This is a genomic window from Dyella sp. SYSU CM1112 (genome assembly GCF_058216415.1).
This window is the reverse complement of sequence record NZ_JBZEGI010000001.1, coordinates 475,458-489,681: the sequence shown is the minus strand read 5'-3', so window position 1 is coordinate 489,681 and position 14,224 is coordinate 475,458. Positions and strand designations below refer to the sequence as shown.

Annotated in this window: 10 protein-coding genes; 2 read left to right on the top strand and 8 right to left on the bottom strand. The window is 58.4% G+C overall.

The window, feature by feature from the left end:
- Window positions 1-120 precede the first annotated feature (120 nt).
- The 5 genes from truB to rimP form a co-directional block, all read right to left on the bottom strand.
- Window positions 121-1,053 carry a tRNA pseudouridine(55) synthase TruB gene (truB, locus tag AC4HNJ_RS02440; protein WP_490477922.1) on the bottom strand — a complete coding sequence of 311 codons (933 nt, stop codon included), beginning with the start codon at window positions 1,051-1,053 and terminating at the stop codon, window positions 121-123.
- Window positions 1,054-1,227: 174 nt separating this feature from the next.
- Complete coding sequence (gene rbfA / locus AC4HNJ_RS02435; RefSeq protein WP_490477921.1) at window positions 1,228-1,599, bottom strand: 30S ribosome-binding factor RbfA; 372 nt, start codon at window positions 1,597-1,599, stop codon at window positions 1,228-1,230.
- Between the two features lie 232 nt (window positions 1,600-1,831).
- Window positions 1,832-4,648 carry a translation initiation factor IF-2 gene (gene infB, locus AC4HNJ_RS02430; protein ID WP_490477920.1) on the bottom strand — a complete coding sequence of 939 codons (2,817 nt, stop codon included), beginning with the start codon at window positions 4,646-4,648 and terminating at the stop codon, window positions 1,832-1,834.
- Window positions 4,649-4,777: 129 nt separating this feature from the next.
- Window positions 4,778-6,283 carry a transcription termination factor NusA gene (nusA, locus tag AC4HNJ_RS02425; RefSeq protein WP_490477919.1) on the bottom strand — a complete coding sequence of 502 codons (1,506 nt, stop codon included), beginning with the start codon at window positions 6,281-6,283 and terminating at the stop codon, window positions 4,778-4,780.
- Between the two features lie 47 nt (window positions 6,284-6,330).
- Window positions 6,331-6,852 carry a ribosome maturation factor RimP gene (gene rimP, locus AC4HNJ_RS02420; protein WP_490477918.1) on the bottom strand — a complete coding sequence of 174 codons (522 nt, stop codon included), beginning with the start codon at window positions 6,850-6,852 and terminating at the stop codon, window positions 6,331-6,333.
- A gap of 508 nt (window positions 6,853-7,360) precedes the next feature.
- On the opposite strand from rimP, the gene AC4HNJ_RS02415 reads away from it, so the two are divergent.
- Window positions 7,361-9,523, top strand: a complete 2,163-nt coding sequence (locus tag AC4HNJ_RS02415) for a TonB-dependent receptor family protein (RefSeq protein WP_490477917.1) — start codon at window positions 7,361-7,363, stop codon at window positions 9,521-9,523.
- A gap of 47 nt (window positions 9,524-9,570) precedes the next feature.
- On the opposite strand, the gene AC4HNJ_RS02410 is transcribed toward AC4HNJ_RS02415, so the two are convergent.
- Window positions 9,571-9,984 (bottom strand): SRPBCC family protein, encoded by a 414-nt coding sequence (locus tag AC4HNJ_RS02410; RefSeq protein ID WP_490477916.1) that lies wholly within the window; start codon window positions 9,982-9,984, stop codon window positions 9,571-9,573.
- A 298-nt stretch (window positions 9,985-10,282) separates the two neighbouring features.
- Between AC4HNJ_RS02410 and AC4HNJ_RS02405 the strand changes: the two genes are divergently transcribed.
- Entirely contained in the window at window positions 10,283-12,244 is a 1,962-nt protein-coding gene (locus tag AC4HNJ_RS02405) for a sigma-54-dependent Fis family transcriptional regulator (RefSeq protein WP_490477915.1), read from the top strand.
- 145 nt (window positions 12,245-12,389) lie between these two features.
- Here AC4HNJ_RS02405 and gfa read toward each other — a convergent pair whose 3' ends face one another.
- Window positions 12,390-12,968 (bottom strand): S-(hydroxymethyl)glutathione synthase, encoded by a 579-nt coding sequence (gene gfa / locus AC4HNJ_RS02400; RefSeq protein ID WP_490477914.1) that lies wholly within the window; start codon window positions 12,966-12,968, stop codon window positions 12,390-12,392.
- 115 nt (window positions 12,969-13,083) lie between these two features.
- Window positions 13,084-14,196 (bottom strand): S-(hydroxymethyl)glutathione dehydrogenase/class III alcohol dehydrogenase, encoded by a 1,113-nt coding sequence (locus tag AC4HNJ_RS02395; RefSeq protein WP_490477913.1) that lies wholly within the window; start codon window positions 14,194-14,196, stop codon window positions 13,084-13,086.
- Window positions 14,197-14,224: the final 28 nt, after the last annotated feature.

Below are 14,224 nucleotides of genomic sequence, written 5' to 3'. Positions count from 1 at the left end.
TGCGCAACGTCACCGCCCGATGACGTTGCGCAAGCTCCGACAGGTTGAGTGAAAGTACTGAATCAAGAGGCTAATTGTACCGGCCCTGAGCATATTGCAACAAGACCATCACATAAGACGTTAACCGGTCGTAGGCAGATTGAACCCTCGCAGGATGCGCATCCATCCCCGTTCGTCGTATTCGACCAGCGCCAGCAAGCGACCATCCTCGGCAAAAGCGGCCGACCGCTCCCGCGGCCTTCCCTGGGGCCAGTCAATCTGACGTCCCTGTGAGACGGCTAAGCTGTCGACCGTATCGAGATGTAACGCCGGAAGATCCGCCACCCCCGCTGACAGAGGCAGAACCATCCTGTCCAGCAGGTCCTCACCCTGCTCCGCAGCTTCGCGCAGCGCCTCCAGGGTAACCATCATGGGCTCGCGGAATGGCTCTACCCATAACCGCCGCAAGGCAGTGAGATGGGCGCCACAACCGAGCTTTTCGCCTATATCTACCGCCAAACTGCGGATATAAGTACCCGATCCGCACTCCACGTAAAGAGTCAGCGTATCTCCGTCGCGGGAAACCAGCTCCAACCGATCGATGTCTACTTCGCGCGGCGGCGCCTGAACGGCCTCACCACGCCGCGCCTTCAGATACAACGGCTCACCGCCTTGCTTGAGTGCTGAATGCACAGGTGGTACCTGAATGATGCGCCCGCGCAACGAGGCCAGTACGGCTTCGACGATGGCTTCCTCTAGCGATGGCACAGGGCGATGATCGATAACTTCACCCTCAAGGTCCGCCGTCGTGGTTGTGACGCCAAGGCGGCATTCGGCAAGATAAGCCTTGCGTGAACCCAGTAGATTGCCTGCGATCTTGGTGGCCTCGCCGAAGCACAACGGCAGCAGCCCCGTTGCCAGCGGATCCAGCGCTCCCGTATGTCCGCCTTTGGCGGCGTGCAGAATGGCCATCGCTATCTGCAACGCTTTGTTCGAACTCATGCCCAGTGGCTTGTCGAGTAGCAGGATGCCGTGCAAATCACGGGCGTCTGGGCGATGTCGGCGGCGGCTCATAGGGTGAGATGAAGAGTATTTGAGGCATCGGCCCTTGCCAGGAAATCTTCCCAGGGTAATGAGAAAGCCGGCCTTATCATCCTTATCCGAAAGAAGCGGATCCAGGAAGTTGGGAGCGAAAGACGGCAGCAACCTCCCGCGCCCTGGATGGAAAAGCCGCCGATGCCTGGCGATTCAATCCTCGCCCTCGTCCGAATCCTGCGATGGATTTTGCCGCAACAACTGCTCGATCCGTTCACCTTTGTCGACCGAGTCGTCGTACTTGAAACGCAACTCCGGCACCCGGCGGATACGCATTATGCGCGACAAGGAACGACGGAACTCTCCGGTCAGCTCGTTCAGTGCCTTCACCACTTCCTTCGACTGCTGTGGCAACAACGCGGTAACCCAGACCGTGGCCCAGTCCAAATCGCGCGTCACCTCCACATCCGACACGCTGCACGATGGCAAGCCATGATCGCGCACCGCTGCATGTACCAAGGTACCCAACTCGCGGCGGAGCTCGGCGCCAACGCGGTCTGTGCGTTTGAAGTCACGTGAAGGCATGTATTCGATCGAATGGCTGAAAGGGAAAATGTTCGCGCGGTGGGCTCTGAAACTATCACTTCGGCACGATGCTGGCCTGCTTTACAACTTTGATGGACCACAGGAAACGCATGCGCGCATGGGGTGCCAATGCCACCCGATGCATTCAGCCGTTTCCCGGTACACGCCGGAAAACGGCCGAGGGTCAATCATGCATTGAAATCAGATTGACTCTCATCCAAGAGATGCAAACTTACAGCGTGCGTGCGACTTCAATGCGCTCGAAGCACTCGATCTGATCGCCTACCTTCACATCGTTGTACTGTTTCACGGCAATACCACACTCCATGCCCGAACGAACCTCGTCTACCAGATCCTTGAACCGGCGCAACGATTCCAATTCACCCTGGAAGATCACTGTGTTGTTGCGCAGCACACGAATCGGTTTATTGCGCTTGACCGAGCCCTCGACCACCATGCAGCCGGCCACGGCACCGAACTTGGAACTGCGGAACACATCGCGCACCTGGGCAACACCGATGATTTCCTCGCGCACTTCCACGCCGAGCAGACCCGATGCCGCCTGTTTCACCTGATCGATCACGTCATAGATGATCGAGAAATAGCGGACGTCCAGACCGGCCGTATCGATCACCTTGCGCGCCGAAGCGTCAGCACGCACGTTGAAGCCGATAACCAGCGCCTTGGACGCCGCTGCCAGCGTAGCGTCGGATTCTGTGATACCACCGACGCCGGCTGCGATCACGTTCACCTTCACGTTTTCATTGCCGATCTGGCTGAGCGAGTCGCGCAAGGCCTGTACGGAACCCTGCACATCGGCTTTGACCAGGATGTTGAGCGTCTGCTGCTCGGTGGCCTGGCCCATCTGCGCCATGATGTCTTCCAGGCGATTGGCCTTGCTCACCATGCGGGTCTCGCGCCGCTTCAGCTGGCGCTCTGCCGCGACTTCACGCGCCAAGCGTTCATCGGCCACAGCCACAAAATCGTCGCCCGCCTCCGGTACACCGGACAGGCCCAGTACTTGCACGGGAATCGAAGGACCGGCCTCTTGCACGGTGTGGCCGGTCTCGTCGATCAGCGCGCGCATGCGGCCGTATTCGATACCGCACACCACGAAGTCGCCGCGCTTGAGCGTACCTTGCTGCACCAACACGGTTGCCACCGGACCGCGACCGCGATCAAGGCTCGACTCGATCACTACGCCCGAGGCCGGACCATCCTTGACCGCTGTCAGCTCCATGATTTCAGCCTGCACCGAAATGGCGTCGAGTAGAGCGTCCACGCCCATGCCGGTCTTGGCCGACACCGGTATGAACGGAGTGTCGCCACCCCACTCTTCCGGGATCACTTCGAGGTTGCCGAGCCCTTGCTTGACGTGGTCAGGATTGGCGTCGGACTTGTCCATTTTGTTGATCGCGACGATCAGCGGAACCTTAGCGGCGCGCGCATGTTGCACGGCTTCCTGGGTTTGCGGCATCACGCCATCGTCCGCGGCGACCACCAGCACCACGATGTCCGTGGACTGCGCGCCGCGTGCACGCATCGCAGTAAATGCAGCATGGCCGGGCGTATCCAGAAAGGTAATCACGCCCTTCGGCGTGGTCACGTGATATGCGCCGATATGCTGAGTAATGCCGCCCGCCTCGCCAGCCGCCACCTTGGTACGGCGGATGTAATCGAGCAGCGACGTCTTGCCGTGATCGACGTGGCCCATGATCGTGACCACCGGCGGACGTGGCTCACGCTCGCCCTCCAGCTCGGCGCTCTGCGTGTGCGCCGCCAGTGCGGCTTCCGCACCCTGATCGCTGGCCTCAATGGGCTTATGGCCCAGTTCCTCGACCACCAGCACAGCAGTGTCGTGATCGATTGTCTGGTTGATGGTTGCCATCACGCCCATCTTGAACAGGGCTTTGACAACCTCGGATCCTTTGACCGCCATCTTCTGTGCAAGCTCGGCCACTACGTTGGCATCGCCCACGACGACCTCTCGCACTACCGGCGCGGTCGGACGCGAGAAACCATGCGTTCCGGTCGCCGCCGGCGAACCACCTCGCGTGGTTTCGCGCACAGCAGCTTTGCCGCCCTTGCCGCGCTTGGTGGAGCGACGGGCGCGATCAGCCTCTGACAAATGCAATTCGCCTGCTGCGAAACGTTTGCCGCTCGCAATCTCGTCCTGGTCCCGGAAATTATGGCGCGATTTGCCACCACGCGCGCTGTCCCCAGCGGCAGCTGCCGGCGCAGGGGCAGGCGCTGGAGCCGCCGGGGCGGGTGCTACTGCCACCGGTTTCTTTTCGCGTTTACGGGGCTCGTGAATGCGGGGCAAGATCATGCCCAGCGAATGCTGGTCAATGCGTTGTACCGACGCAGGCTCCGCTGACGAAGGCTCCGCTGTAACCACCTTTTCCTCCTGCTGTGCAGGTTCCGGCTCGATAGACTCCGGCTTGGGCTCCTGCTCTGGCGTACGCCTAGCCTCTGCGGCTTTCGCTCGCTCCTCCGCGACCCGCGCTTCCGCGGCAGCTTGGGCCTCCAGCCGGGCGCGTTCCACCTCCGCTTGCCGACGAGCTTCTTCCTCGGCACGCTGGCGCACTTCTTCCTGCCGCCGGTGCTCGGCTTCAACGCGTTCCTGTTCTTCCTGCTCACGCTGCTGCTGGGACTCCTGCAGCCGGCGCAAAGCTTCCTCGCGCTCCGTATCCGCGTTCGCTTCCTCGGCAATCACGCTGCGCTTGACATAGGTCCGCTTGGCGCGCACCTCCACATTGACGGTCTTGGCACTGGATGCACCGCGACCACCTGGTGTGGAGACCTTGAGCTCACTGATCTTGCGGCGTTTCAGCGTAATTTGCCGCGGTGAGGAGTCCTCGGTTTCCACGGCAGCGTCTGCTTTACCGTGGGTGCGGCGCAAAAAGCCCAGCAGTTTCACTTTTTCAGTGCTGCTGATGACTTGCTCCGGATCGGAGAATTTCATGCCTGCCTCGCCAAGCTGAGCAAGCAGCTTGTCGACAGGCATACCCAGAACCTGGGCGAGTTGTTTAATTGTGACGTCCGACATCGTGATTCTTTCTCCGCCGTTCCCGCGCTTATCGTCCGTACAAGATCGCTATCTCGCACGGCCACCTCCGTCCTTGGTGGAGACCCCAAAAGTCTCCGGCGCGCCCATCCGGGACGCTGCCGCCCGCGGTTAGCCGCCCTTCTCCAGCCGCGCAATCATCGGCGCACGCGCCGCCATGATGAGTGCCGCGGCACGATCCTCATCCATGCCTTCGATATCAATGAGGTCATCCACGGCCTGATCGGCCAAATCATCCAAGCTGACGACGCCGCGCTCTGCGAGCGCATACGCGGTCGATTCATCCATGCCTTCCAGCTCAAGTAGTTCGTTCGAAGGCTGATGTTCGTCCAGGTTTTCCTCTACCGCCAACGCTTCGGTCAACAGCGAGTCGCGCGCGCGGGCGCGGAGCTCTTCCACGATGTCCTCGTCGAAACCCTCGATAGCGAGCAGCTCGGCACTTGGCACATACGCGATTTCCTCGACGCTGGAGAAACCTTCCTGCACGAGGATATTGGCGATCTCCTGATCCACTTCCAGCCTGTCCATGAACAACTGGCGGGCCGCGTCCTGTTCCGCTTCACTCTTGGCGGCGACCTGGTCCTGCGTCATCACATTGAGCTGCCAGCCAGTGAGCTTGCTGGCCAAGCGTACGTTCTGACCGCCGCGGCCGATTGCCTGGGAGAGCTTGTCCTCGGCTACCGCGATATCCATCGAGTGCTTGTCCTCATCCATGATGATGGACTGCACTTCAGCCGGCGCCATGGCGTTGATCACATATTGCGCTTGATTTTCATGCCACAGAATGATGTCCACGCGCTCACCGTTGAGCTCGTTTGACACCGCCTGCACGCGCGAACCGCGCATGCCGATGCATGCGCCGATAGGATCGGTACGGTTGTCATGCGCGACTACAGCAATCTTTGCGCGATCGCCCGGGTCGCGGGCGCAACCCTTGATCTCCACCAAGCCCTGACCGACTTCAGGCACCTCAAGCTTGAACAGTTCGATCATGAATTCCGGCGCAGCGCGCGATACGAATAGTTGCGGGCCGCGCGCTTCCGAGCGTACTTCCTGCAAATAACCGCGTACACGGTCGCCGACACGATGCGATTCGCGCGGAATGGTCTTGTCGCGCGGAATGAAGGCTTCGGCATTCCCGCCAAGATCGAGATAGATGTTCCCGCGTTCGACGCGCTTGACGATGCCGGTGACCAGTTCGCCGACGCGATCCTTGAAGGCGTCCACTACCTGCTGGCGCTCAGCTTCGCGCACACGCTGCACGATCACCTGTTTTGCCGCCTGCGCAGCAATACGCCCAAATTCGGCATTTTCAATCTGCTGTTCGATGAATTCTCCCACCAGAGCATCGGAACGCTCTTCCACCGCATCCATCAGACGCAGCTGGCGGAATGGGGATTCCATTTCACCGTCGTCGGCAATGACTTCCCAACGACGGAACGTCTCGTAATCGCCCGAGTTGCGATCGATAGCGACGCGGATATCCGGATCCTCATCCGGATAACGTTTTTTTGCAGCGGATGCCAACGCCGCTTCCATTGCCAGGAAGATCACGTCACGCGACACGCCTTTTTCATTAGCAACCGCATCAACGACCAGCAAAAGCTCTTTGCTCATTGCAACCACTCCGTGAACGCCATCTGGGCGTTCCATCGACAGATTGATTATTTCGACTCTTTTTTCTTGCCCGGCTTGCGACCACCGGGTTTGGGCTGCGGCACATAACCGAGCGCTGCCCAGTCCGGCACGATACGCGCGCTTTCCACTGCCTCGTGCCCGAATTGAAACACTTTACCTTCGGCTTCCATGGCGATCTGGCTGCCATCCACCGACACAACCTTGCCACGCAGCCGACGACGGCCCTCCAGCGGAGCCTTTAGCAGCACCTTGACTTCCTGCCCGGTGAACTTGGCGAACTGCTCGGCTGTAAATAGCGGCCGATCGATACCCGGGGAAGAGACTTCCAACAGGTAATGGCCGGGAATCGGATCTTCAACATCGAGCAAGGCCGATAGTTCACGGCTGGCTGCCTCGCAATCATCGAGATTGACCTCGCGGCCTTCGGTATCCAGATACACACGCAAGGTGCTTTGCCCCTGCGAGGGGGTGAATTCCACACCAATGCATTCCAGCTGAAGATCAGCCAGTACCTCGGTGAAGCGTCGTGCCAGCGCTTGTGTATCCAAATCTCGCGTCTACCATTGCCAGAAACAAAAAATGGGCTCAAACGGCCCATTCCCTTACCTTGCCGATGTCTCGACCCTTCCGGCTCTTTCCTCGAACCCGTCAGGCTCGTGAAGCCCGGTGAAGGCCGCCCGCATCCCATGCGCCCAACAAAAAAGCCTCGCGAGGAGGCTTTCTTGTCCAAGAAAGATCCGGTAGCGGGGGCGCGATCCAGGCCTGTTCATGAAGCCCTTTCGCGTTCCTCTCCCTCGCTCAGAGTTCGGGGATTATAGGGCCCGCGTCTACGTTGGCGCAATAACTAAGGTGTCAACGGAGATTTCACACATTCGGCCGTTTTTTTAGGGCAATGGCGTAGCTTGCCTATTCATCGCCAATGTCATCCGGAAACTCCAGATACGTGACCGTCGTCCTGGCATGCGACTTGCTGAACGATTCTGCGTCCCGCAATCTCGGCAGGGCAGTAAATGCCAGGGAAGGACATCCGCCGACGACCGTCCAGAGGCAAGTGACATGACGACACTCCTTTCTTTCCGCCTTGCGCTCCTGGCCAGCTGCGCCCTGGGCTTTCAGAGGGCAGCGGATGCTCAACAACCCCCTTCTCAACCCACTGGGCAAGCGCCTTCCAGCCGAGCGAAGACCTTGCCCGCTCTCAAGGTCAGCGCCACCCGCCTGGACGTGCCGGCATTTGATGTTCCCGCCGCGGTCAGCGTGGTCAAGGTTGCGCCTGCCAACGCTGGAACTCCTGGAGTAAACCTGTCTGAATCACTCGTCGGCGTGCCCGGCATCCTTGCACGAGACCGACAGAATTACGCTCAGGACGAGCAGATCTCCATTCGTGGCTTCGGTGCGCGCGCCACCTTTGGTGTACGCAGCATTCGTCTTTACGTGGATGGCATTCCGGCCACGCTGCCGGATGGTCAGGGCCAGGTCTCACATTTCAATTTCGATAGCGCCGACCGAGTGGAGATATTGCGCGGTCCCTTTTCAGTGCTATACGGCAATGCTGCCGGAGGCGTGGTGCAAATCTGGACCGCCGATGGCACGCCTCAGCCGCAAACCACGCTTGGCATAAACGCCGGCAGCAATGATTCGTTCCGCTACAGCGCCGACACGCGCGGCACAGTAGGCCCCGTCGATTACAACATTGCAGGTTCCGAATTCCTTTCCGGCGGATACCGACAGCACAGCCGTGTACATCGCGAATCGGACAACGCAAAATTCGGCATCGACCTGGGCGATGGCAAAAAGCTCACCCTGGTTTTCAACCGGCTTTATCAACCCGTATCTCAAGACGAACTGGGGCTGACTCGCGCACAAGTCGATGCCGACCCACGCCAAGCCAGTCCAGCTTCCCTGCAATACAACACACGCAAAAGCATCGAGCAGAACCAGGGGGGCGCGATCTATGAGCAATCCCTCGACGAAAACGACCATATACGCGCGATGGTCTATTACGGACAACGCAGCGTCCTTCAATTCCAGGCCATACCCGCCGCTGTGCAACGCAATCCTTTGCAATCGGGTGGCGTTGTCGACCTCCAAACCAACTACGGCGGAACCGATGCCCGGTGGACCCACAATGGTGAATTCCTCGACGGGCGCTACGAATTCGTGCTCGGCGCCAGCGGTGATTATCAAAGACAGCGTCGCCTTGGTTACAACAACTTCCTTGACGGCACGCTGGGTGTAATCGGTGCGCTTCGCCGCAATGAGAACGACAACGTCACAAGCGTCGACCAGTATGCCCAATGGTATTGGCATTTCGCCAAAGCATGGTCGCTATTGCTTGGCGCTCGCCATGAAGACGTTCGATTCGCGGAGCACGATTTCTACATAACGCCACAAAATCCCAATGACAGCGGTGGCGTGAACTACACTGCGACGACACCTGTCGTGGGGCTGCAATTCAGACCGACCACCCACACACGCCTCTATGTCAGCGCGGGCAAAGGATTTGAAACTCCCAGTTACAACGAACTCGGCTATCGCAGCGACGGCCTTCCCGGGCTAGCGTTCAATCTGCGCCCGGCCTACAGCAGGAATTATGAAGTCGGTTTCAAATGGCAGATAACTTCTGCACTTGAATGGGACGCCGATGTATTCCGTTCGGACACTCGCAACGAACTGGCCATCGACACCAATGAGAATGGACGTTCTACCTACCAAAACGTCGGAGACACCCGCAGGCAAGGTTTGGAACTTTCACTCACCGGCGCACTGACGAACGATTGGCAAATAACGGCCGGCTTCACACACATGCAGGCGCGTTTTCGCAGCGCATTCTTCACTTGCACCAGCACGCCTTGCCCAGTTCCAAACATCCGGATTCCCAGCGGCACCCGGATTCCTGGCGTACCGGATAACTTCGGATCAGTCAGACTGCAGCACGGCCAGACGCTAGGCTGGCGAGAAGGTATCGATCTCACGGGCTTGGGCTCGGTCACGGTCAACGACACTGCAACACAACAAGCGGCCGGTTACGGATTGATCGGTATCGATGTCGGCTATGCCTTCCATATCAGCAAAGCCACGTTATTGAATCTCACTGCGCGCGTCGATAACGTCGCCGATCGCCGCTACATCGGCTCGGTCATTGTCAACGACAGCAATGGCCGTTATTTCGAACCAGGTCCTGATCGCACCTATATGTTTGGAGCACGTCTCGTATTTTGAATGCAGAGACATCCTTCAACACGCAACCAATCACCGCAAATGATCTTTCAACGTTTGCCATCGAAGGCCGAGGCAAGCGCCGACAACCCGTCTCCGTACAATGTGCGCAGTGCCGCCACAATGCTGGCCTCATCGTCCTGTGGCTCAAATTCGCACGACCATATCACCATGCTGCGTTTACCCTCCCCTTCCACCTGCAGGACGGCACGACAACGTTGCATGGGGATGTTGCCATCCACCACTACATAAACGTAACGGCGCAACGCATCATTCCGCGCCTCCAACCGCTCCACCGCACGACTGCCATCGACATAACGCACCGTGCGGATACGTCCCTCCCAGGAAAGATCCAATCCTTCCACACGCGGGTGCCAGCGATGCAGCCCGCCAAAATCACCAACAAGCGCCCATACGATTTCTGCCGGATTCGCCAAGCGCTGTGTCACCCGTACCTCCGCCATGGCCGCACCTCCGCCTGCTCACGCGAAACTCCCCGATTTCCGCTATATCGCTTCCCATCGCCACGCAAGAGACAGGCCAATGGCCAAGTCAATGCAAGGCGCCGTCATTGGGCGGTCCGGTGTCCCGCTTTCGTGAACGGTGTAGCTGTTCTGGCACAGGCGATGTGACACACCGTGCCAATGTTGCACTGCAATTTGCTTCCCCATAACGAGAAGACCATTCTTGAAACGATATCGATAGCAGGCATTTCGCGGCGCAGGCCGGGCCTTACAGCCCTTTACACAAAGCGAGCCATGCATGAAAAGCAGTCTGCAAGCCACATCGGCAACCTCGCACATCACAGGCATGTTGCGAGAAAGATTGGGCAAATCGGATGTTGCCCCGCATGTCGTCAGATCATGGCAACGCTGTGTCAGCGAATACGGCATTACCCCGGACGGCAAGCGCGATACCCCGGTACTGAACGCGCAAGCCGTGCGCGAACGCCAACAGGAGTTTGGGGAGCTGCTGAATGTGGCACGTGCAGAAATGGAAAACCTCTATGAGCAGATCGCTGGATCGGGTTATGCCGTCATCCTGAGCGATGCAGAAAGCGTCATTATTGGGGCGATCGTCGATCCCACGCTTACCCGGGAATTCCGTGAAGCCGGATTGCGCACCGGCGCCATCTGGAGCGAACTGTATGAAGGCACCAACGGCCTAGGCACCTGCCTGGTGGAAGGCCGACCGGTGACGGTGTATCGCGGTGAACATTTCCGCCGCTTCAACGCCGGACTGTCCTGCTCCGGCGCACCGGTACTGGATGCGCAGGGCAACGTCCTGGCTGTATTGGACGCGTCCACTGTCAACGCAACAGATACACGACTGATCCAACGTCACACCATGGCGCTTGTAGCTATGTCGGCCAATCTGATTTCGCGCTGTCGCTTTATGCGCGAATGCGCGACTCACTGGATCCTTCGTTTCCATAGCCGCCCTGAATTCGTAGGCCTTTTACATGAAGCCCTCATGGCTATCGGCAGCGAGGGCACCATTCATGCCGTGAATGAAAGCGCCTCCGCACAATTGGGTCTGTCCCGCAAGCAATTGGTAGGCAAGCCACTGACGTCGGTATTTCCCTTCGACATCGAAACGTTGCAGCGTCGCGTAATCAGTGATGCGGCGGTGCTGTGGCCGGTGCGCGACCTCGCCTACGGACGCCGATTCTTTGCCCGTGTGCATGTACCCCCACATCAAGCGATGGCCTCCGGATTACCGGGCCGTCGACAACGCCCCGCCCAGCAGGCTCCATCCAGGCACCATGTCGCCATCGATCCGCGCATGCAGCACAACTTGCAATGCGGGCGGCACCTCTTTGCGCGCAAAGTTCCCCTCATTCTTCAAGGCGCGACGGGAACGGGCAAGGAAGCTTTCGCCAAATCGCTGCATATGGCCAGTGCGTGGGCTGACCGGCCCTTTGTTGCTGTGAATTGCGCGGCGATTCCTGAATCGCTGATCGAAAGCGAGCTGTTCGGCTATACGCGCGGAGCCTTCACCGATGCCGCACGCGAAGGCCATCTAGGCAAGATCCGCCAATCCAGCGGGGGCACACTGTTTCTGGACGAAATCGGTGACATGCCTCTGCAAATGCAAACCCGCTTGCTGCGCGTACTTGAGGAGCATGAAGTGGTGCCTCTCGGTAGCGAACAGGCCGTACCCGTCGATCTGCATATCATCAGCGCCACCCACCGTGACCTGTTGCAAATGGTCCAGGACAGCCAATTTCGAGAAGATCTGTATTACCGCCTCAATGGCATCACACTGCAACTTCCCACTCTGCGGGAACGTATCGATAAGCGTGAGCTGATTGTCGCCCTGCTCGCCGAGGAGAATGCTGACGAAGCGCCGCCCGCGATCAGCGAGGACGCCATGCAACTTCTGTTGAACTATTCCTGGCCTGGTAACATCCGCCAACTACGGAATACGCTCAGAACTGCCGCAGCGCTCTGTTCGGAAGGGGAAATTCGCGCAGGCAATCTTCCCCATGAAATCACTGGCGCACTTCACACAAATGGCGTCGCGGACACCAACGTCAACGCAAGCAACAGCACGGAAGGCACGAGGCAGACAGCTCCCTTGCGTGTTGCCGAGCGAGAGGCTCTGGTGCGCGAACTCGAACGAGTGCACTGGAACATCAGTCGCGCTGCTTCCGCATTAGGCGTCAGTCGCAACACACTGTATCGAAAGATGCGCAAGCACGATATCTCGATAAACGAATAGGTGCGGGCCAGCAAGCGCCAGACCCATATAACCTGCTCAGGACCGAGACCGCTGCCAGCGCGCCAAACCGTCCATTCTCCGCTCATGACGAGGCGGTAGCACGTACCAACTACCGCCACCAGGCGAGCAAGCAACGAAGGCATCCTTACCCCTTAAAAAGGGTCCCCTTTGATTTGGCGCTGTGAATCGCCATGGCATCCATCAAGGCTGGCGATAGGCAGTCATACGGTGGCAAGCCAAGCTCGTTCAAGCGTGCACGCACGGCATCCATACTCTTGGGATCGTAGCCTTGTTCAATGATCGATGACACGAACGCAGCGAATGTCGGTTCCGACCATCCTTCTTCAGAAGAGAGTTCGGTATGCACAAAATCGAGGCCGTGGAACGGATGATTCGTATCCTCGATGCGGCCATACATGTGAGCACCGCATGCTTTGCAAGCATGACGTTGAATAGTCGCCTTCGCATCGACAACGGAAAGTTTTTCGCCATGTTGAAGCACCGTCACTTTGTCGCGCGGCACGACGGCGATCTGAGCGAAGACTGAACCCTTGGGCTTCCAGCATTTGCTACAGCCACAAACGTGGTTATGTGCAGTCTGTGCACCGATCCTGACTTTCACTGGCTGATCTTTGCAAAGACAAGTAAGGGTCCCGCCGGCGAAATTCGCGTTGCCTTTCTTGACCCCGTGATCCACGGCGGGATGAATGGTGATGGTGGACATGTTTACCTCCGGTAGCAAATGATCGGGATATGGCAGGCGTCCGCAAGAGCTCGCCAACTGAACCGAATAACGCAAGCGATCGCACAAGGAGACGCGAGCAGCGCCTGTGCCCCGTCTAATACACGATAACGGAACGAATCACCTTGCCTTCATGCATCAAATCGAAAGCATGATTGATGTCCTCGAGAGGCATGACCTTCGTAATCATTTCGTCAATCTTGATCTCACCTTTCAGGTAACGCTCCACGTAGCCCGGCAGTTGCGAACGTCCCTTTACACCGCCGAATGCCGAGCCGCGCCACACACGACCGGTCACAAGCTGGAAGGGACGTGTGGAAATCTCCTCGCCAGCACCGGCGACACCGATGATCGTCGATTCACCCCAACCTTTATGGCAGCATTCCAGCGCGCAACGCATCAGGCGAACGTTGCCGACACATTCAAACGAATAATCAACGCCGCCGTTGGTCATGTCGATAATGACCTGTTGGATAGGGGTATCGCCGTAGTCCTTTGGGTTGACAAAATCGGTCGCTCCGAGCGCTTTCGCCATCTCGAATTTCTCGGGATTCAAGTCGATGCACAAAATGCGTGAGGCCTTGGCCATGACAGCGCCCTGCACCACCGACAACCCGATACCGCCAAGGCCGAAAATGGCCACCGTGGAACCCGGCTGCACTTTGGCAGTGTTGAGTACGGCGCCAATGCCTGTAGTGATGCCGCAACCGAGCAGGCAGACCTTATCCAAGGGTGCCTGCTTGCTGATATTGGCAACCGATATTTCCGGTAAAACCGTGTATTCGGAAAAAGTGCTGGTCCCCATGTAATGCAATATAGGCTTGCCATGGATGGAGAAGCGCGTCGTCCCGTCTGGCATCAGTCCTTTACCCTGCGTTATACGAATTTTCTGACACAGATTGGTCTTGCCTGAGCGGCAGTACTCGCACTCGCCACACTCCGGCGTATAGAGCGGAATAACGTGATCGCCAGGCTTCACCGATGTAACGCCTTCGCCGACCTCTTGCACGATACCGCCGCCTTCATGCCCGAGAATGACCGGGAAAAGACCTTCCGGATCTTTGCCCGACAAGGTGAAGGCGTCGGTGTGGCACACACCGGTAGCAACGATCTTTACCAACACCTCGCCTTTCCTGGGACCTTCGACATCAACCTGCTCGATGGTCAGTGGCTTGCCTGCTTGCCAGGCAACGGCAGCTCTCGATTTCATGAACGCTACTCCTCGGTCAGACGGGTCA

Coding starts and splice junctions, on each gene's coding strand:
- truB (WP_490477922.1), bottom strand. CDS start 1,053: ATGAGCCGCCGCCGACATCGCCCAGACGCCCGTGATTTGCACGGCATC.
- rbfA (WP_490477921.1), bottom strand. CDS start 1,599: ATGCCTTCACGTGACTTCAAACGCACAGACCGCGTTGGCGCCGAGCTC.
- infB (WP_490477920.1), bottom strand. CDS start 4,648: ATGTCGGACGTCACAATTAAACAACTCGCCCAGGTTCTGGGTATGCCT.
- nusA (WP_490477919.1), bottom strand. CDS start 6,283: ATGAGCAAAGAGCTTTTGCTGGTCGTTGATGCGGTTGCTAATGAAAAA.
- AC4HNJ_RS02415 (WP_490477917.1), top strand. CDS start 7,361: ATGACGACACTCCTTTCTTTCCGCCTTGCGCTCCTGGCCAGCTGCGCC.
- AC4HNJ_RS02410 (WP_490477916.1), bottom strand. CDS start 9,984: ATGGCGGAGGTACGGGTGACACAGCGCTTGGCGAATCCGGCAGAAATC.
- AC4HNJ_RS02405 (WP_490477915.1), top strand. CDS start 10,283: ATGAAAAGCAGTCTGCAAGCCACATCGGCAACCTCGCACATCACAGGC.
- gfa (WP_490477914.1), bottom strand. CDS start 12,968: ATGTCCACCATCACCATTCATCCCGCCGTGGATCACGGGGTCAAGAAA.
- AC4HNJ_RS02395 (WP_490477913.1), bottom strand. CDS start 14,196: ATGAAATCGAGAGCTGCCGTTGCCTGGCAAGCAGGCAAGCCACTGACC.